The organism is Streptomyces sp. RerS4, from assembly GCF_023515955.1.
In the GTDB taxonomy this organism is placed as follows: domain Bacteria; phylum Actinomycetota; class Actinomycetes; order Streptomycetales; family Streptomycetaceae; genus Streptomyces.
In genome coordinates, this window is record NZ_CP097323.1 from 109,176 (window position 1) to 127,117 (window position 17,942).

General features: G+C 72.8%; 16 protein-coding genes. 11 read left to right on the forward strand and 5 right to left on the reverse strand.

Annotation, left to right across the window (positions count from 1 at the left end):
• Positions 1–70 precede the first annotated feature (70 nt).
• Positions 71–808 (reverse strand): helix-turn-helix transcriptional regulator, encoded by a 738-nt coding sequence (locus M4D82_RS34735; protein WP_502989110.1) that lies wholly within the window; start codon positions 806–808, stop codon positions 71–73.
• Between the two features lie 76 nt (positions 809–884).
• A complete protein-coding gene (locus tag M4D82_RS34740) occupies positions 885–1,571 on the reverse strand; it encodes a hypothetical protein (RefSeq protein WP_502989109.1) in 687 nt (228 codons plus the stop codon).
• A 733-nt stretch (positions 1,572–2,304) separates the two neighbouring features.
• Here M4D82_RS34740 and M4D82_RS33330 point away from each other — a divergent pair.
• The 6 genes from M4D82_RS33330 (at position 2,305) to M4D82_RS33355 (ending at position 9,909) form a co-directional block, all read left to right on the forward strand.
• Positions 2,305–2,889 carry a DUF5987 family protein gene (locus tag M4D82_RS33330; RefSeq protein WP_249772609.1) on the forward strand — a complete coding sequence of 195 codons (585 nt, stop codon included), beginning with the start codon at positions 2,305–2,307 and terminating at the stop codon, positions 2,887–2,889.
• Entirely contained in the window at positions 2,886–4,544 is a 1,659-nt protein-coding gene (locus M4D82_RS33335) for an FAD-dependent oxidoreductase (protein WP_249772611.1), read from the forward strand. Before M4D82_RS33330 ends, M4D82_RS33335 begins: the two co-directional genes overlap by 4 nt.
• Before the next feature lie 101 nt (positions 4,545–4,645).
• On the forward strand, positions 4,646–5,104 hold the full coding sequence (locus tag M4D82_RS33340; protein WP_249772613.1) for an acyl-CoA thioesterase: 459 nt from the start codon (positions 4,646–4,648) through the stop codon (positions 5,102–5,104).
• 134 nt (positions 5,105–5,238) lie between these two features.
• Positions 5,239–6,042 carry a TIGR03084 family metal-binding protein gene (locus M4D82_RS33345; RefSeq protein ID WP_249772615.1) on the forward strand — a complete coding sequence of 268 codons (804 nt, stop codon included), beginning with the start codon at positions 5,239–5,241 and terminating at the stop codon, positions 6,040–6,042.
• 37 nt (positions 6,043–6,079) lie between these two features.
• Complete coding sequence (locus M4D82_RS34205) at positions 6,080–8,455, forward strand: prephenate dehydrogenase/arogenate dehydrogenase family protein (protein ID WP_283844563.1); 2,376 nt, start codon at positions 6,080–6,082, stop codon at positions 8,453–8,455.
• 5 nt (positions 8,456–8,460) lie between these two features.
• Entirely contained in the window at positions 8,461–9,909 is a 1,449-nt protein-coding gene (locus M4D82_RS33355) for a pyridoxal phosphate-dependent decarboxylase family protein (RefSeq protein WP_249772617.1), read from the forward strand.
• Positions 9,910–9,950: 41 nt separating this feature from the next.
• On the opposite strand, the gene M4D82_RS33360 is transcribed toward M4D82_RS33355, so the two are convergent.
• The 3 genes from M4D82_RS33360 to M4D82_RS33370 form a co-directional block, all read right to left on the reverse strand.
• Positions 9,951–10,928 carry an NAD-dependent epimerase/dehydratase family protein gene (locus tag M4D82_RS33360; RefSeq protein WP_249772619.1) on the reverse strand — a complete coding sequence of 326 codons (978 nt, stop codon included), beginning with the start codon at positions 10,926–10,928 and terminating at the stop codon, positions 9,951–9,953.
• Positions 10,928–12,277: a nucleotide sugar dehydrogenase gene (locus M4D82_RS33365; RefSeq protein WP_249772621.1), complete on the reverse strand. Its 1,350-nt coding sequence runs from the start codon at positions 12,275–12,277 to the stop codon at positions 10,928–10,930. The genes M4D82_RS33360 and M4D82_RS33365 overlap by 1 nt, the downstream gene beginning before the upstream one ends.
• 66 nt (positions 12,278–12,343) lie before the next feature.
• The gene (locus tag M4D82_RS33370) at positions 12,344–13,525 is read right to left on the reverse strand and encodes an acyl-CoA dehydrogenase family protein (protein ID WP_249772623.1); all 1,182 of its coding nucleotides are present in this window, start codon (positions 13,523–13,525) and stop codon (positions 12,344–12,346) included.
• 203 nt (positions 13,526–13,728) lie between these two features.
• On the opposite strand from M4D82_RS33370, the gene M4D82_RS33375 reads away from it, so the two are divergent.
• The 5 genes from M4D82_RS33375 (at position 13,729) to M4D82_RS33395 (ending at position 17,938) form a co-directional block, all read left to right on the forward strand.
• Entirely contained in the window at positions 13,729–15,012 is a 1,284-nt protein-coding gene (locus M4D82_RS33375) for a cytochrome P450 family protein (protein WP_249772625.1), read from the forward strand.
• A 44-nt stretch (positions 15,013–15,056) separates the two neighbouring features.
• Positions 15,057–15,491, forward strand: coding sequence for an SgcJ/EcaC family oxidoreductase (locus M4D82_RS33380; RefSeq protein ID WP_502989111.1), 435 nt, complete (start codon positions 15,057–15,059; stop codon positions 15,489–15,491).
• 43 nt (positions 15,492–15,534) lie between these two features.
• Positions 15,535–15,999: an SgcJ/EcaC family oxidoreductase gene (locus M4D82_RS33385; RefSeq protein ID WP_249772629.1), complete on the forward strand. Its 465-nt coding sequence runs from the start codon at positions 15,535–15,537 to the stop codon at positions 15,997–15,999.
• Positions 16,000–16,029: 30 nt separating this feature from the next.
• Positions 16,030–17,088 carry a glucose-1-phosphate thymidylyltransferase gene (locus tag M4D82_RS33390; protein WP_249772631.1) on the forward strand — a complete coding sequence of 353 codons (1,059 nt, stop codon included), beginning with the start codon at positions 16,030–16,032 and terminating at the stop codon, positions 17,086–17,088.
• 106 nt (positions 17,089–17,194) lie between these two features.
• Positions 17,195–17,938: a DUF2306 domain-containing protein gene (locus M4D82_RS33395; RefSeq protein ID WP_249772633.1), complete on the forward strand. Its 744-nt coding sequence runs from the start codon at positions 17,195–17,197 to the stop codon at positions 17,936–17,938.
• Positions 17,939–17,942: the final 4 nt, after the last annotated feature.

Below are 17,942 nucleotides of genomic sequence, written 5' to 3' on the forward strand. Positions count from 1 at the left end.
CTCCGCGGCCGGCCCCTTCTTCGGTGTTCCCGGCTCAGTGACGTTCTCGGTTCAGTGATGTTCCCGGCGCTCAGTACGCCACCCGCTCCTCGCGCGGGCCCTTCTCCACCAGGTGCGCGGCCGGCCGGGCGAGCAGGACCGGCGGGTCCAGGACGTCCACCGGGCGCAGCACCACCTCGGCCGGCAGCAGCAGCGCCCCCGGGTGGACGGTGATGGGCCCGTAGCGGCCCACCGCCAGCACGCCGGGGTCCGCCGGCCCGTCGGCGGAGCCCTCGTGCCCGTACTGGAGGGAGTGCACCAGCAGGTGCCAGGTGCCGTTGGGCACGTCGCGCAGCTCGAAGGGGCCCGGCCGGCCGAGCGCGGCCCAGCGCACCGGGCGGCCCTGCGGGACGCGGCTGGGGAAGAGCCCGACGAAGACCGGGCCCTCGGCGGCGGGCTGCTCGGCGACGACCCGGCCGCGCAGGGTCAGGCGCTGGGCGACGGCGCTCGACTGCGCGGCCGGCTGCGGCATCTTCGTCAGGACGCCGCCCAGTTCGCGGTAGGCGCTGGGGGAGAGGCCGACGCAGGCCTTGAAGCGGGAACTGAAGGTGCCGATGCTGCTGTATCCGACCTGGCTGCCGATGTCCGCCACACTGAATTCCGTGTGGATGAGGAGTCTTTTCGCCTCCTGTATCCGCAGCGCGGAAAGGAAACGGCCCGGAGAGGTGCCGGTGACCTCTCTGAAGAAACGCGTGAAATGGAATTTGCTGAACATCGCGGTACGGGCCATGTCGTCGATCGTCAGGTCCTGACTGAGATTGACGTGCATGTAGTGGATCACTCGGCGGACAGCGTGCTCGATGGTGTTCGTGGTCACCGTGTCTCCCCGTCGTCGATGGGTGGTGTCAATGCCGAGTTGCCTGAGTCGCACGCAGATCGAGGAAGTGGGCGGTGTGCTGCGACATGCGCCGGGCCGTGAGGTCCTCGGCGAAACGCAGCCAGGATTCCGAGCAGTGCCGGGCCATTTCCGCCACCGTCTCGTTGCAGTGGGGCGGTATGGCCGCCACGCGGCTGCGCCACGCCTCGTCGAGGACGAAGTGGGTGTGCATCCAGCGGATGAAGTCGCGGCCCGATTCGGACTGCCGCAGGGACGGGTCCCCCGCGAGGCCGCGCAGGGCGTCCAGGGGCCGGCGGTGACGGTCCCGCTCGCCGGGCTCGCGTCGCTGCGGGCGCGGCGCCGCCGGAGCCGGTACGGGGGCGGGGGCGGGGAGGGGCGGGGAGGGCCGGGGCCCGGGGAGGCGGCGGGATCGGCCGGGGCGGGGGAGGCGGGGGCCTTCGTGGGCCGGCCCGGACCGCGACCGCCCTGGCGGCCGACGGGCACCGGGTCCTCGCCCCGCAACAACCGCTGCCGCACGTCGTGCGCGGTGCCGAGCGACAGGCCGGTCTCCCGCACCACGGCCCGTAACGGCAGGTCGGGCTGGTTCGTGAGCAGCTCGGCGGCGTGGATCCGTTCGGCGGTGCGGTCCAGCGGGTGCACCCGGCCGTCGGCGCCCGTACGGGTGTTCAACACGGGAAGACCCACGGCTGAACACCGGCGCACGGAGGCCACCGTCTTCGCGTCGAGGCCCGTGTGGCCGGCGACGGCCCGGTCCGACAGGTGCGGCCGCGCGGCCAGGACGCGCTGCGCCGCCGCCTTGCGGTCGGCGAGCGAGAGCGGCAGCCCGTGGGCGATGTTCGCCGCGACCGAGCGCAGGAACACCTCCTCCTCGGGCCCGTCGAAGAAGCGGACCTCCACGGAGTCCAGGCCCACCAGCCGCGCCGCCGCGATGCGGTGCGTGCCGTCGATGACGCGCATCGTCGGCCGGTGCACGAGCACCGGCGGCAATTGGGAAACGATTCCGGCGAGTCGCTTCACGTGAATCTCGTCCGTGCCGTTCACCCGGGGTGAATCGGCGGCCACGAGCGAATCGATCCGCACGAGGCGGGTGGAATCAGTCGGCGTCGTCGCGGAGCGGTCGGAGCTACTCACAATTCCCCCAGGGAGGAGACCCGAAGCCCTTTCGCATGCCCGTTCCCTTGGTGGAAGGACCGTCACAGGCGGCGAGGAATGCATCCCGGCCAGCAGCCTAAGGGCCGAAAAGAGCGGGCGCTGACCCGGTCGCTGCCGACACGGCGACTCTGGAGAGTCCGTCTTCCGCTCGCGACGACTTGGGAAAGTCCCGACGCCACCCGAACGGACTTCCGTTGCCTGAACACGTCGTCCCCGCCTAGCTTTCTGCCATGCCGCAAGGCGCCCCGCTCCGGAAGAAACGACGGGAGGCTGAGATGGGACAGAACGAGGAACGTGTGGCGCCTGGCGGCGAGAAGCACACGACGACGATCACCCTGGAGGCTTATGCGGACACCATTGTTCCCGGACAGAAGCGGTGGGCCGGAGATCGGGCCATCGCCGGCGTCGCCACCGGCGGCGGCGCCGTCCAGGCCGGGGCCCTCGAACTGCTCCGCTGGGACGCGACCGGCATCCACGACGGTCTCGACGACCTGGCCCGGCTCGCCAACGTCCACGCCGAGGAGTACGCCGCCGAGCGCGGCCTGACCCTCGACGCCGACGTACCCGCCTTCGTGGCCCTCGCCTACCCCGACCGGGCCGCGCTGGTCCAGCGGTTGACGCGGCCGGGCCACCCCGAGAAGGAGTTCTGGGTCCTGCTCTCGCTCTTCTGCAACATGGCCTTCGACTCCGCCGCGCACCTGCACACCGCCGAGGCACTGGCGGCGGGCCACCCGGGCCTCGCCGCCATGGGCCTGAGCCACCCCGACGCCGACGGCCTGTGGCGCTTCAAGGACTTCGGCTACGGCCGCCCGCTCGCCCGCCTCCACCCCGACACCACGTCCACCGGGAGCCCCGCATGAGCACGACGGCCGAACGTACCGACGTGCTGGTCATCGGCAGCGGTTTCGGCGGCGCCATCGCCGCCTACCACCTGGCGGCCGGCGGCGCGAAGGTCACCGTCCTGGAACGCGGCCCGTGGCTGAAGAACGACGACTTCGAGCACGACTACAAGCTCGGCTCCTCCTACACCCGCGCCTTCGACTTCACCGTCGGCGACGGCATGAGCGTCCTGGGCGGCAACTGCGTCGGCGGCGGCAGCGTCGTCTACTTCGCCGCGATGCCCCGCGCCCCCCGGTTCGTCTTCGACCGGCACGGCTCCATCGGCCGCCGCATGTGGCCGGGCTCCGTCAGCCGCGCCACCCTCGACCCCTGGTACGACCGCGTCGAGGAGTCCCTGTCGGTCACCAAGCAGGGCTGGGAGGACGTCAGCTACGCCGGCGGCCTGTGGGCCGCGGCCTGCGACCGCGCCGGCCGCACCGCCAACCCGCTCGCCGTAGCGATCGACAACACCAAGTGCGTCAACTGCAACTGGATGATGGCCGGCTGCCGCTTCGAGGCGAAGCAGTCGCTGCTGGTCAACTACCTGCCGGCGGCCCTCGCCCACGGCGCCGAGATCCGCCCCCTGCACGAGGTCCAGTACATCGCCCGCACCTCCGACGGCGACTACCGCGTCCACTACGAGGTCGTCGACGACGAGGACTACCGCATCCACGTGGGCACCGGCGTCATCGAGGCGAAGATCGTGGTCGTCGCGGCGGGAGCCGGCGCCACCCCCGTCATCCTCCAGCGCAGCGAGGACCACCTCGGCGCCATGCCCCGAGCGGTGGGCCGCTACTTCTCCGGCAACGGCGAACGGCTCAACACCGCGATCATCGACGAGGACAAGGCCGCCGAACTGCTCGGCCTCGACCGCGGCGACGGCCTCGCCTACGCCGCCAACCAGATCGGCAAGGGCCCGACCGTGGCCAGCTGGGACCGGCTCGACGGCTCCCTGCCCGAATACTCGCGCTACTCCCTGGAACAGCTGTACTTCCCGCCCGGCCTCGGCACGATCCTGGCCCAGGTCCCCGACGCGACCGGACCCACGTGGTTCGGCCCCGAGAAGAAGGAGATCCTCAAGCGCTGGACGTCCTGGCTGACCATCTTCACGATGATCGAGGACGACAACGAGGGCGTCTTCGGACCGCCCCCCGCCACCGGCAACGCGCACCGCATCTCCCAGCAGATGCTGGGCCGCGGCAACCTGCGCTACGACCCGACCGCGAACACCCTCGGCGCCTGGGACAAATCCGACGCCGAAGTCAAGGAGATCCTGGAGAAGGACGGCCTCGCCAAGGTGATGCCGTGGACGAACGACCTGGTGGGCGCCTACACCGTGCACCCGCTGTCCTCCGTCCGCATGGGCGACGACCCGCACACCTCCGCGCTCGACGACACCAACGAGCTGCGCGGCCACCCCGGCATCTTCGTCACCGACGGCTCCGCCGTCCCCGGCGCGCTGACCGTCAACCCGGCCATGACCATCGCCGCGCTCGCCGAGCGCGCCGTGCCGGGCATCGTCCGCGCCGCCCGGGCCCGCGGCGTGTCCGTCACCTACGGAGCGCCGGCCCCCGGCGGCTCCCGCAGCGGCCGCAGGAACGTCCTGCCCCTGCTGCCCACCCTCGTCCGTCCCTGACGGTCCCCCGTCCGCGGCCGCCCCGGCCGCGGACGGCCCCCACCCCGAGTGAGTTGCTTCAACGAACCGTGATGCCGTACGCATCCGACGGAGGGAGAGACATGAGTGAGTACTTCGAGTACCGGCACACGGTCGGCTTCGAGGAGACCAACCTCGTGGGCAACGTCTACTACGTGAACTACCTGCGCTGGCAGGGGCGTTGCCGGGAACTGTTCCTCAAGCAGAAGGCCCCCGCCGTCCTCGCGGAGGTCCAGGACGACCTCAAGCTCTTCACCCTGAAGGTGGACTGCGAGTTCTTCGCCGAGATCACCGCCTTCGACGAGCTGTCCATCCGGATGCGGCTCGCCGAACAGGGCCAGACCCAACTGGAGTTCACCTTCGACTACGTCAAGCTCGGCCAGGACGGCGTCGAGACCCTCATCGCCCGCGGCCGGCAGCGGATCGCCTGCATGCGCGGCCCCAACACCGACACCGTCCCCTCCCTGATCCCGGCCGCACTGGCCCGTGCCCTGGAGCCCTACCAGGACGGGACCCGGTCCCTGGCCGGCCGGGCGGCGTGAGAGCGCGCCCGCGCCCCGCCCCCCTGCGCTTCGCACACCCGGTGAGTTGCTTCACGGGACTCACCCACCGCGCCCGGTGAGTCCTTTCACGCAACCGACCGACCCGCCCCCTCCACCGAGGAGAGAGACCCGACATGAGCGCCCTGAACGACGTACTCAAGGACCTGTCCGCCGACATCGACGAGGTCGCCACCCTGGTCGCCGGCATCGACGAGGCCGCCTGGCGGACCCCGACCCCCGCCCCCGGGTGGAACGTCGCGGACCAGATCGCCCACCTGACCTTCATCTTCACCCTCGCCAAGGCCGCCGCCGCCGAGCCCGAGACCTTCAAGGCCATCGCCGCCTCCGCCGCCGGCGACTTCAACGGCGCCGTCAACGCCGCCCTCGCGCAGTTCAACACCCTGCCGCCCGCCGAACTCCTCGCCCGCTTCCGGGCCGAGGGCGAGGCCTCCGTCGCCGCCCTCGGCGCCGTCCCCGAGGGGCAGGTCGTGCCCTGGCTGGTCAACCCGCTGCCGCCGGCCGTCCTCGCCAGCGCCGGGATCATGGAACTCTTCGCCCACGGCCAGGACATCGCCGACGCCCTCGGGGTCCGCCGCGAGCCCACCGACCGGCTCTACAACCTCGCCTTCTTCGCCTTCCTGACCCGCGACTTCGGCTACCAGTCCCGCGGCCTGACCCCGCCGGCCGCACCCTTCCGCTTCGAACTGACCAGCCCCTCCGGCGAACCCTGGAACATCGGCCCCGAGGACGCCGCGCAGAAGATCGCCGGACCCGCCCACGACTTCGCCCTGCTGGTCACCCGACGCCGCCACCGCGCCGACCTCGCGCTGACCGCCACCGGTGAGGAGGCCGAGCGCTGGCTCGACATCGCCCAGGCCTACCGCGGCCCCGCCGGCGAGGGCCGCCGCCCCGGCCAGTTCACCGACTCCGAGGAGTGAGGCCGCCGTGACCGGAGCGGGCCCGAGGAGGGTCACCGTGATCGGCTGCACAGTGACCGGCACCTCCATCGCGCTCGCCCTGGTCAGCGCCGGGGTCGAGGTCTCCCTCGACGACCCGGACACCGACGCCCTGGCCGCCGCCGTGCGGCTCGGGGCCGGCGCCCCGCTCGACCACCACCGCCCGCCCGCCGACCTGGTGCTCATCGCCACCGACCCGCAGGACACGGTGGACGCGCTGGTCACCGCTCAGGTCCGGGGCCTGGGCCACGTCTACACCGACACCGCCGGCACCACCCCGGCGGTCCGGGCGGAGGCCGCACTGCGCGGCTGCGACCTGCTGGGCCACGTACCCGGCCACCCGCTGGCACCGCGCCGCGGACCCGCCGCCGCCCGCACCCCGCACCCCGCACGGTTCACCGGCCGCCCCTGGATCCTGTGCCCCCACCCCGCCACCGACCCGAGGGACGTCACCGCCGCCGCGCACCTGGCCCGGCTCTGCGGGGCGAGACCCCGCCTCCTGGACCCGACGAGCGCCGCCCCGGCCGCCCCGCCCGCCCCACACCACCCTTGCGACCCCGAAGAGGAGAACGACATGAGCCGCACCGACACCACCCCGAGCGCCCCGGCCGTCGGCTTCGACCGCGACGCCCTCACCGACGACCTCACCGGGGTCCGCGACCCCGACTTCCTCGCCCTCGGCCTCGGCGGGACCAACATGATGGCGATGCTGTGGACGGTGGCCATGGGCCGCCGGGCCGTCGGCGTCGAACTGCGCGGCGGGCCCTCCCTCGGCGTCCACTGGAACATCCGCGAGGAGCTCTACCACCACCTCGGACTGATCGACAAGATGATGCTGGAGCGCTACGGCGAGGACCGCCTGCCCCGCCGCGGCGACGGCAAGATCCTCTGGCTCGCCGACAGCCTCTACCAGCCGGGCCTGCCCGCCGGCCCCGTCGCCGCCGACGAGGTCGTCACCGGCTTCCTCGGCTCGTACGTCGGCGCCGAGGCCCGCATCGCCGGCACCGTCCAGCACGCCGAGTTCATCGACGACCGTTGGAAGGACGGCAAGCCCCACCGCATCGTCACCGTCCTGGACCCGGTCGCCCTGCCCACCGAGCCCGACGAGAACCGGCTCGGCGAATCCATGACCCAGGTCCTCGACGGCCCCTCCGCCTTCCAGTCCCGCGCCGCCGACGTGCTGATCCTGCTGCGCCGCTACCTGGAGGCCGTCGAACGCCAGGACCTGGAGGCCGGCGTCGCCCAGCCCCGGGTGCGCCTCTTCAGCCAGCACCGCGTCCTGACCGACGGCACCGGCTTCCGGGACGCCGGCGACGGACTGAAGAACGTACGCATCGAGGCCGTCCGCGAGCTCGACTTCAAGGGCAAGTTCCGCCGGGTGCGGGCCCCGGGCACCGACGTCATCGACCTCGGCGTGCCCAAGGTGTTCATGGTCGCCCAGGGCTTCCGCAGCGACGACGCCGACCAGCTCGGCTTCAAGCAGGAGGACGTCCTCGTCGACCACGGCGACGGCCGCGGCCCCGTCGTCGCCCAGGCCGACTACCTCGCCGGGCTGATGGACGTCCTCGTCGACGGCCGGCTGCGCCGCCGCGTCGCCTCCGAGTTCGACGAGGACGGCGTCGAGTACTGGACCCGCCAGATCGCGGTGGGCCACGAGGGCGACCCCGCCGTCGGCTGGGTGCTCGTCCAGGTCCCCGACTTCAAGAAGTTCGACCCGGTCGCCGCCGGCCTCATCCCCGAGGGCACCGACCACGAGTCGCCCGAGTACTACGCCGGCTACCAGTACCTGCTGCGCGAGTTCTACCTGGAGCAGTCCTCGCACATCCTGGAGATACCCAAGAACGAGCTGCGCAAGGTCCAGATGACCTACGGGCCCAAGATGTTCAGCCTGGTCGAGCGGACCGGCGCCGACGCCCTGGTCGCGGCCAACGGCGTCATCGGCGGCGACTCCTTCGGCAACGGCCACTTCATGACCAGCGGCGGCGCCATGACCGGCATGATCGGACACGGCCGGCGCGTCCTGGACTACTGGAAGGCCCGCGACGAGGGCGCCGGCCACGACGAGGCCGTACGCCGGCTCGCCGACGGCATCAAGGAGGACACCGACGGCTGGCTCCAGGTCAGCGCCCAGGAGTTCAGCCAGGCCGCCCCCATCAACTTCGGCTCCGAGCGCATCCAGCAGATCGCCGAGTCCAGCGGCCGCTCCTCCGACGCCCGCGCCGCCGCCATCGACGCCTCCCGGCGCCACCGCCACACCCTGGCCCCGCTCGACCCCTCCGACTGGCGACGGCCCGTCATGTACCCGGGCAGCGTCTACGCCTACCCCCTGCCGCCCCTGGAGGACACCCACCCCGCCGCCCGCGCCGTGGCCGCGACGACCGCGACGGGAGCGTGAGGACCGTGCGCGAGCTGCGCCCGGGGCTGGAGCCCCGCCAGGACGAGATCGCCGCCATGATGGCCTCCGCGACCTCCTTCGTCTCCGAGTTCATCGGCTCGCTCGACACCGCGCCGCTGAACGGGCTGAGCGCCGCCGGATCCGCCGGCGACCACGGCATCGACGCCGACACCGCGGCCCTGCTGGCCCCGCCGGCCGAGCAGCCGGGGGAGTTCGGCCGGCTGCTGGAGACCTTCCGGGGCGCCGCCGAACAGGCCGCCGACACCGCCGGCCCGAACACGTTCGCCTACTTCCCCGGCGGCGGCCTCTTCACCTCCGCCGTGGCCGAGCTCCTCGCCTGCACCGTCAACCGCTTCACCGCCGCCGCCTCCATGGCCCCCGGCCTCGTCGCCATGGAACACGGGGTGATCCGCTGGTTCGCCCGGCAGTTCGGACTGCCGGCCGCCGCAGGCGGCCTGATCACCACCGGGGCCTCCACCGGAGCCCTATCCGCCCTGCTCGCCGCCCGCCAGGAACTCCTGGGCGACCCGCCCTACCACCACCGCGCGACCGTCTACACCACCGAGCACACGCACCTGTCGGTCGCCAAGGCCGCCCGCATCGCGGGCATGTCGGCCGACCAGGTCCGTCTCGTGCCCGTCACCGAGAACCTGCGGATGGACCCCGAGGCCGCGCAGCGGTTGATCGTCGAGGACCGGGCCGCCGGCCGGATCCCCTTCCTGCTCGTCGCGACCGCCGGCACCACCAACACGGGCGCCGTCGACCGGATCGACGTCCTCGCCGACCTCGCCCGCGACCAAGGGCTGTGGCTGCACGTCGACGCGGCCTACGGCGGCGGCTTCCAGCTCACCGAGCGCGGCCGGGCCGCCCTCGCCGGCATCGAACGCGCCGACTCCATCGCCCTCGACCCGCACAAGTCGATGTTCTTCCCCTACAGCTCGGGCGTGCTGCTGGTGCGCGACGAACGGCTCCTGCACGCCGCGCACAGCGCCGACGCCGCCTACCTCCAGGACATGGACCGCGAGACCCCGCTGCCCGACTACCAGGACCTCGGCACGGAGATGAGCCGCGGCTACCGGGGCCTGAGGCTGTGGCTGCCCCTGCACCTGCACGGCGTCGCCGCCTTCCGCGCGGCCCTCGACGAGAAACTCGACCTCGCCCGCCTCGTCCACGCCGAACTGCGGGCGATCCCGGAGCTGGAGACCCTCACCCCGGACCTGACCGTCCTCAACTTCCGGCTCCGCGAAGGCGACGACGACGCCAACCGGCGGCTGCTGGAGGCCATCCACGCCGACCGGCGCGTCCACCTCACCAGCACCCGCATCCACGGCCGCTACACGCTGCGGCTGTGCGTCCTCAACCACCGCACCCACCTGCGCCACGTCGAGCAGGTCGTCTCCATCGTCAAGGACGCCGTCGCCGCGGTCGCCCCCCGCACCCTGGTGGCCCTGTGAGCCTGCCGGGCCGGGCGGCGGCGACCGCGCCGCGCGTCCCCTCAGCCGGCCCCGCTGTCGGGCAGCTCCAGCCACCACGGCGTGGCCCGCGCCCAGGCGATCGTCCGCTCCAGCCCCTCGCGCAGCGGGGTCTCGCACTTCCAGCCCAGCACCGTGCGCGCCTTGGTCGTCAGGGGCACGCGCCGGGCCAGGTCCTCGTACGCCCGACCGTACGCGGCGGCGGTGTCGGCGGCCGCGGTACCGGTGGCCACCCCGGTCAGCTCCACGACGAGGTCCACCACCTCGCCGACCGTCGACTCGCTCTCGCTGCCCAGGTTGAAGGCCTCACCGGCCGCCCCGGGCATGGTGCCGGCCAGCACCGTCCCGGCCACCGCGTCCTCGATGTACGTGAAGCAGCGGGTCTGGCCGCCGCGGTCGTACACCACGGGCGGCAGGCCGTTCAGCGCCCGGTGCACCGAGCGGCTCACGATGTACGCGGGCCGCTGGCCGGGACCGTAGACGTTGAAGTAGCGCACCACCGTCGCCTCCAGCCCGTGCTGGGCCGCGAAGGCGAACGTCATGTGTTCGGCCAGGGCCTTGCTGGAGGAGTACGTCCACCGGTTCGCGCTGGTGGGGCCGAGCACCCGATCCCCGTCCTCGGCCCACGGCACGGCCGGGTTCTTCCCGAAGACCTCGCTGGTGCTGGCCACGACGACGCGGGCGTCCGTCCGACAGGCCAGGTCCAGCACGGTGCGGGTGCCCGAGAAGTTGATGTCGATGACGTCCAGGGGCCGCGACAGGTACCGGTCCACGCCGACGACCGCCGCCAGGTGGTAGACGAGCTCCACCCCCCGCATGGCGGCGCCCAGCCGGTCCGCGTCGCGGACGTCGCCCTCCACGAACCGGGCGCCGGCGGCGGTCTCGCCCCCGGCCGGCGGGGCGCCGTCGTAGACGGTCACCTCGTCGCCGCGCTCCAGCAGGCTTCCCACCAGATGGCCGCCGATGAAGCCGTTGCCGCCGGTGACCAGGACGCGGGCCATCACCGCCGCCCGATGCCGCGGTAGACGTGCCCGGCCCGGCGCACCGACTCGATCTCCGCGCCGGAGAAGCAGTCCCGCCCGTCGAGGACGAGAGCCCGACCGGCCAGCGGCAGCGCGCCGTAGTCCAGCCCCTCCAGCTCCGGGTGGCGGGCCAGGACCGCCACGCAGTCCGCGTCCCGTACGGCGTCCGCCACGCTGCGCTCCGGCTCGCTGCCGAACAGGGCGGTGGCCGCCTCCCGGTCGACCAGCGGATCGTAGAGGCGCACCTCGGCCCCGGCCGCCGTCAGTGCCCGGACCGCGTCCAGCACCGGAGTGGCCCGCAGGTCCCCCGACCCGGACTTGAACGACAGCCCCAGCACGGCCACCCGCGCCCCGACCGGATGGCGGCCCAGCAGCTCCAGCTCCCGCAGGATCAGCCCCGCCGTGTGGGCCGGCATCGCCGCGTTGACCTCCCGGGCGACGGGCGCCGTACGGATGTCCACGCCCCGCTCCCGGGCCGCGCGCCACACCATCCACGGGTCCTTCGTCAGGCAGGAGCCGCCCACCCCGACGCCCGGGGTGAGGATGTTGACCTGGCCGTTGCCCTTGGCGATGGTGTTGGCGGCCGAGATGACGTCCAGCACGTCCACCTCGAACAGGTCGCAGAAGACGGCCAGTTCGTTGGCCAACGCGATGTTGAGGTCGATCCACCAGTTGTCGGCCAGCTTGACGATCTCGGCGGCCTCCAGCGAACCCAGCCCGATCGTGGCCACGCCCAGCGACCGCTGCCAGAACTCCGCCGCCGTCCGCGCGGACTCCTCGTCCAGGCCGCCGACCACGATCGGGAACGTGCTCAGCTCCCGCAGCGCGGCCCCCTCGGCCAGCCGCTCCGGGGTGAAGGCGAGCGCGAAGTCCCGCCCGCCCGTCAGACCGCCCTTCTCCAGCAGCGGCAGCACCAGGTTGCGGGTGGTGCCCGGCGACACGGTGCTCTTGAGGACCACCAGCCGGCCGGGCCGCAGCCGCCGGCCCAGCTCCGCGCAGACCTCGCGCAGCGCCTCGTCGGCGAGCGAACCGTCCGCGCGGACGGGCGTCCCCACGGCGATCACCACCACGTCGGCGTCGTCCAGGGCCGCGTAGTCGGTGGTGACGCGCAGCCGTCCGGCGGCCATGGTGCGCAGCACCAGCTCGGACAGGCCGCTCTCCTGGAAGCGGCAGTAGCCGCGCCCCAGCTCCGCGACCAGCTCGGCGTCGGTGTCGACTCCGACGACGTCGAGGCCGCGGTCGGCCAGGGCCGCCGAGAGGCACGAGCCGACGTATCCGAAGCCCACGACCGCCACGGTGGGCGGACGGTCGTCAGGAAGAACAGGCATGTGCACTCCCGGTGAGACGGTGGGGACGGTGGGGACGGTGGGACGGGAACGGGGGAGGGGCGACGGCTAGATGTAGTGCGTGTTGGGCTCCAGGCCGCACAGCAGGCGCCCGTAGAGCTCCAGGTTCGTGGCCGGCTGCATGATGGCGTGCAGGTTGACCACCCGGACGTCCCGCTCGATCCGCTGGATCGGCACGGTCTGGTAGATCGACGTGCCGCCGCTCGCGGTCGCGTAGACGTCCACGGCCTCCTTCACCAGCTGACACGTGCGCCCCATGTCGGCCCGTACCCGCGCCCGTTCCTGCGTGGTCCACGGCTGACCCGACGCGTTCTTCGCGTCGACCAGGTCGGCGGCGCGGAAGGTGTGGAACTCCGCCTCCTCGATCCGCATCTCCGCCTCCGCCACCTGCAGGTGCGTCAGCTGCGCCTCCTGCCGGCTGGAGTGGTCGGTGTACGTGATGCCCCGGCCCGGCAGCCGCTCGAAGAACGCGTCCCGCGCCGCCCAGCCCAGCCCCAGCGCCACGCCCGTGATGGTCGCGCACGCCGTCGGCAGCAGCGGCCCCCGAAACAGCGGGCTCGCGGCGTTGAGCTCGGACGCGTACACCTCGTGCAGCACGTTGCGCATGAACAGCACCCGCTCCTCGGGCACGAACACCTCCCGCGCGGTGGTCGACACACTGCCCGAGCCGCGCAGGCCCGAGGTGTACCAGTCGTCGACGATCTCCAGCTCCGCGAGCGGGATCGCCGTCATCACCGGCTCCATGCTGCCGTCCGGGTGCCGCAGCAGCGCCGCGTTCATGTCCCAGTGGCTGTGCAGCGCCGCGCTGTTGAAGGCCCACGTACCGCTGACCCGCACCCCGCCCTCGACGGGCTCGGCGACGGCCGACGGGCTGAGGATCCCGCACACCCGCACCTGCGGCGTGGAGTGGAACAGGTCCTGCGCCGCGTCCGGGAACAGCCCCGCGATCCAGCCGCTGATCTGCCAGATCGCCGCGTTCCACGCCGCCGAACCGTCGGCCCGGCCCAGCTCCGCGAGCACCTCCACCACCGTGCGGGTGTCGCTCTCGTAGCCGCCGTAGCGGGTGGGCACCCGCATCCGGGTCAGCCCCGCGTCGGAGATCGCCGCCACGACGTCGTCGTGGAGGCTGCGGTGCTCCTCGGACCACAGCGCGTGCTTGCCCAGCACGGGAGCCAGGTCCCGGGCCCGCTGGACCAGCTCCTGCCGTGACGGTGTCCGCTCGCTCGTCATCAGTTCCTCCCCGACATGCCCGTGGATGTATGGCCCGACCGTTTCACCGGCCCCGGGGACCCGCATCTCTTCAGTTGCGCACCCACCGGCCGACAGCGTCTTTCGGACACGGCAGCGCAATCCAGAAGGTGCCCGAAGGGTGAGATCCGGCCAATGCTGTGCCCACGCGCGCTCCCGCGCCCGGAGACAGCCGAGGGGCACCCATGACGACGATCGACCTGCTGAGCGAAGCCTTCCAGGCCCACCCCCACCCGGCGTACGCCCTCCTGCGCCAGGACGGCGCGGTGCACCGCACCGCCGGACCCATGGGCCTGGAGACCTGGCTCATCACCCACTACGACGTGGCCCGCGACGTGCTGGCCGACAATCGCTTCTCCAAGGACCCCACCCTCGCACCCGACTGGCTGCGCAGCATGGGCGCCGGCGGCGACGAGGGCCCGCTCGGCGCCAACATGCTCAACAGCGACCCGCCCGACCACACCCGCCTGCGCCGCCTGGTCGGCAAGGCGTTCACCCCGCGCCGCATCGAGCGCATGCGCCCGCGCATCCAGGAGATCACCGACGAGCTGCTGGAATCCCTCGCCGCCGCCCGGCGGCCCGACATCGTCGCCCACCTCGCCTTCCCGCTGGCGATGACGGTGATCTGCGAGCTGCTCGGCGTGCCGCCCGCCGACCGCCGGGCCTTCGGCACCTGGACGGACATGGCGCTGGCCCCGCCCGTCGACGAGGAGGCCGTCCTGCGCCGCAAACAGGGCAACGCCGCCATGGAGTCGTACCTGACCGCCCTGATCGCCGAGCTGCGCGCCCGCATCGACCCCGGCCTGCCCGTCGACGCCCAACCCGACCTGCTCAGCGTGCTCGTCGCCGCCGCCGACGGCCGCGACGCGCTCTCGGAGCGGGAGCTGATCGGCATGGCCAAGCTCCTCATCGTCGCCGGGCACAACAACGCCGCCAACATGGTCGGCAACGGCGTACTCTCCCTGCTGCGCGCCCCCGACCAGCTCGCCCTGCTGCGCGCCCGCCCCGACCTGCTGCCCTCGGCCGTCGAGGAACTGCTCCGCTACGACGGGCCGATCGAACGCGCCACCTGGCGCTTCACCACCGCCGACACCGAGGTCGCAGGCAGCGTCATCCCCGCCGGCTCCGTCGTGGCCGTCGTCCTCGCCGCCGCCGACCGCGACCCGGCCCGCTTCCCCGAACCCGACCGGCTCGACATCACCCGCGCCGACCAGGAGCACCTGGCCTTCGGCCACGGCATCCACTACTGCCTGGGCGCCGCCCTGGCCCGCGCCGAGGGCGAGATCGCCTTCGGCTCGCTGCTGCGCCGCTTCCCCGTCCTCGCCCTCGACTGCCCGCCCGAGGAGCTGCGGTGGCGCATCGGCGGCCCGAGCATCACCCGCGGCGTCGCCGCCCTGCCGGTGACGTTCAGGGCGCAGGCTCCCAGCACGTCAGGAGATGCGCCGGCCGAAGGCGCGCGGCAACGATGAACGCGTCCGAGCAGGCAGGCGAAGGAGGAATGGTGACCGCAGCACTGGACGCCTACTACGGGACGTTCACCAGCGAGAAGGAGAAGGAAGCCCTCGGCGTGCCGCTCAAGCTGGTGGCCGCCTGGGCGAGGAACGACGCCGACGGAGTGGCCGACGTCTTCACCGAGGACGGGGTGCTCATCCTGCCGGGCGACGTGTACAAGACCAGCCGCGAGGAGATCCGCGCCTTCATGGCGGCCGCCTACGCCGGCCCGTTCAAGGGCAGCGGCGTCACGGGCCAGCCCGTCGACCTGCGCTTCGTCACCGACGACGTGGCGCTGATCCGCACCCACGGCGGCATCCTGCCCCCCGGCGAGAGCGAGATCGACCCCGCCCTCGCGGTCCGCTCCACCTGGACCATCGTCAAGCGTGACGGCGAGTGGCAGCTCACCGCGTACCAGAACAGCCCGCGCGGCGCGGGCGCCACCCTGCGCTGGTGACCGCGAGCCCCCAGCCCACCCCACCGAGAGGCAGGAGACCCCGATGACCGAACGGGCCACCAAGGCCGCCCTCCTCGTCGAACAGGCGAAGGAGTGGGCCGGCCACTACGGCGACTTCCCCAACGGCGAGGAAGGCGCGGTCCTCAGCGTGCCGCTGCGCTTCCGCGGCACCTGGGACCGCGGCGACGCCGACGCCCTGGCCGACGTCTTCGCCGACAACGGCAGCCTGCTGCTGGGCGACGACCAGCTCCAGGGCCGCGAGCAGATCCGCGCCCGCCTGACCGAGAGCTTCGCGGGCGCCTACCGGGGCACCCGCGTCGTGCACGACCCGGTCTCCGTCCGCTTCCTCGCCGACGGCGTCGCCGTGGCCGTCACCGAGGGCGGCGTCGTCCGCGCCGACCAGGACGGACCGGCCCCCGAGGACCAGGTCCGCGCCGTGTGGGTGGTCGTCAAGGAAGAAGGCGACTGGAAGCTGTTCTCCTACCAGACCAGCCCCGTCAAGGGCTGACCCACCACGCCCCGCCGGGAGGCCCCAGCCGTGAAAGCACTCGTCCTCGCGGGTGGATCGGGTACGCGCCTTCGCCCGCTCAGCCACTCCATGCCCAAGCAGCTCATGCCGATCGCCAACAAGCCCGTCCTGGAGTACGTCCTGGAGAACATCCGGGCGGCGGGCGTCGAGGAGATCGGCGTGATCGTCGGCCAGTGGGCCGAGGAGTTCACCCGCGTGCTCGGCGACGGCTCCCGGTTCGGGGCGCGCCTCACCTACATCCGCCAGGACCGACCGCTGGGCCTGGCCCACTGCGTCCGACTCGCCCGCCCCTTCCTCGGCGACGACGACTTCGTGCTGTACCTCGGTGACATCGTCCTCCCCGACGGGATCACCGAGGCGGCCGCCCGGTTCGTGTACGAGCGGCCCGCCGCCCACGTCATGGTCCGCAAGGTGCCCGACCCGCGCGCCTTCGGCGTGGTCGAACTGGACGAGGTCGGCCGGGTCCGGGCCCTGGTCGAAAAGCCCCGGCAGCCGCGCAGCGACCTCGCCCTGATGGGCGTGTACTTCTTCACCCCGGCCGTCCACGAGGCGGTCGCCGCGATCGGCCCGGGAGCCCGCGGCGAACTGGAGATCACCGACGCCCTCCAGTGGATGGTCTCCGCGGGCGCCCCCGTCACGGCCGGCGAACACGACGGCTACTGGCAGGACACCGGCAGCGCCGACGCCGTCCTCGCCTGCAACCGCCGCCTGCTCGGCGCCCTGGAACCCGCCCTCGACGGCTGGGTCGACGGCCTCAGCGTGCTCGACGGGCCCGTGGTGCTGGGGCCCGGCGCCCGGGTCGTAGGCTCCCGGATCACCGGCCCGGCCGTCATCGGCGCCGGCACCCTCGTCGAGGACAGCCGCATCGGCCCCTTCACCTCCGTCGGCAGGGACTGCGTCCTGCGCGGCGCGTACGTCAGCGACTCGATCGTCCTCGACGGCGCGACCGTCGCCGACGTGCCCCGCCTGCACGACTCGATCATCGGCCGCTCGGCGACCGTCGGGCCCGCGGGCGCCCACCACCGGCTGGTGGTCGGCGACCACACCCGCGTCGAGATCGCCGCCTGAACTTGAGCAATCTGGAAGAAGAGCGCGGCGACCGCGCTCACTACCGTGTCGCAGATACGACACCCAGCCCTCCGCTTCCACCCCGCCCGCGCAGGAGTGTGCGCCCATGACTCAGACCGATCCGGCCCACGTGACCGACAGACCGGCGCCGGGACCCGTGGGCGCCCCCACCGGCCCGGCCCCCTCGGGCTCCTGGCTGCGCCGCCCCTGGACGGTGCCGCTGGCCCTGGTCATCGTGGCCTTCCTCGTCTTCACCTGGCCGCGCTACCTGGGCCTGGACCCGGCCGAGTCGTTGATTCCGGTCAATCCGGAGTTCGCCGGCCACTACGGCTTCCTGGTGGCGCACATCGTGTTCGGCACCGTCGCCATCGTGACGGCGGGCCTGCAGATGTGGCCCTGGCTGCGCCGCGCACACCCCGCCGTGCACCGGATCAGCGGGCGCGCGTACGTCATCGGCGGCATGGTGCCGGCGGCGACGCTCTCCCTGGTGATCATGCCGTTCGGCCTGCTCACCGGCGTCGGCGCCATCGGCACCACGCTCTGGGCGGCCCTGTCCCTGGTGGTCACCATCGGCGGCTTCCGCGCCGCGCGCGGGCGGCGCTACGAGGCGCACCGTGTGCTGATGGTCTACAGCTTCGCGCTGTGCATGAGCGTCGTCACGGGCCGGATCTTCTTCAACGCGGTGTGGTACGGAACCGCGCTGATACCCGGCTTCAACTACGAACTGCTGCCCATACTGGCCCAGTTGGCCGGGTTCTGGGCCAACTGGATCGTTACCCTCCTGGCCGCACACTGGTGGCTGCGCCGCTCCTCCGCCCGTCGGGCGGCGGCGGAGCCGTTGCCGGCCTAAGCAC

What these genes read in the sequence shown, in the direction of transcription:
- M4D82_RS33360 (WP_249772619.1), bottom strand. Translation starts at nt 10,928, where the DNA reads ATGGCCCGCGTCCTGGTCACCGGCGGCAACGGCTTCATCGGCGGCCAT.
- M4D82_RS33385 (WP_249772629.1), top strand. Translation starts at nt 15,535, where the DNA reads ATGACCGAACGGGCCACCAAGGCCGCCCTCCTCGTCGAACAGGCGAAG.
- M4D82_RS33370 (WP_249772623.1), bottom strand. Translation starts at nt 13,525, where the DNA reads ATGACGAGCGAGCGGACACCGTCACGGCAGGAGCTGGTCCAGCGGGCC.
- M4D82_RS33340 (WP_249772613.1), top strand. Translation starts at nt 4,646, where the DNA reads ATGAGTGAGTACTTCGAGTACCGGCACACGGTCGGCTTCGAGGAGACC.
- M4D82_RS33335 (WP_249772611.1), top strand. Translation starts at nt 2,886, where the DNA reads ATGAGCACGACGGCCGAACGTACCGACGTGCTGGTCATCGGCAGCGGT.
- M4D82_RS33365 (WP_249772621.1), bottom strand. Translation starts at nt 12,277, where the DNA reads ATGCCTGTTCTTCCTGACGACCGTCCGCCCACCGTGGCGGTCGTGGGC.
- M4D82_RS33395 (WP_249772633.1), top strand. Translation starts at nt 17,195, where the DNA reads ATGACTCAGACCGATCCGGCCCACGTGACCGACAGACCGGCGCCGGGA.
- M4D82_RS33375 (WP_249772625.1), top strand. Translation starts at nt 13,729, where the DNA reads ATGACGACGATCGACCTGCTGAGCGAAGCCTTCCAGGCCCACCCCCAC.
- M4D82_RS33330 (WP_249772609.1), top strand. Translation starts at nt 2,305, where the DNA reads ATGGGACAGAACGAGGAACGTGTGGCGCCTGGCGGCGAGAAGCACACG.
- M4D82_RS33345 (WP_249772615.1), top strand. Translation starts at nt 5,239, where the DNA reads ATGAGCGCCCTGAACGACGTACTCAAGGACCTGTCCGCCGACATCGAC.
- M4D82_RS34735 (WP_502989110.1), bottom strand. Translation starts at nt 808, where the DNA reads ATGCACGTCAATCTCAGTCAGGACCTGACGATCGACGACATGGCCCGT.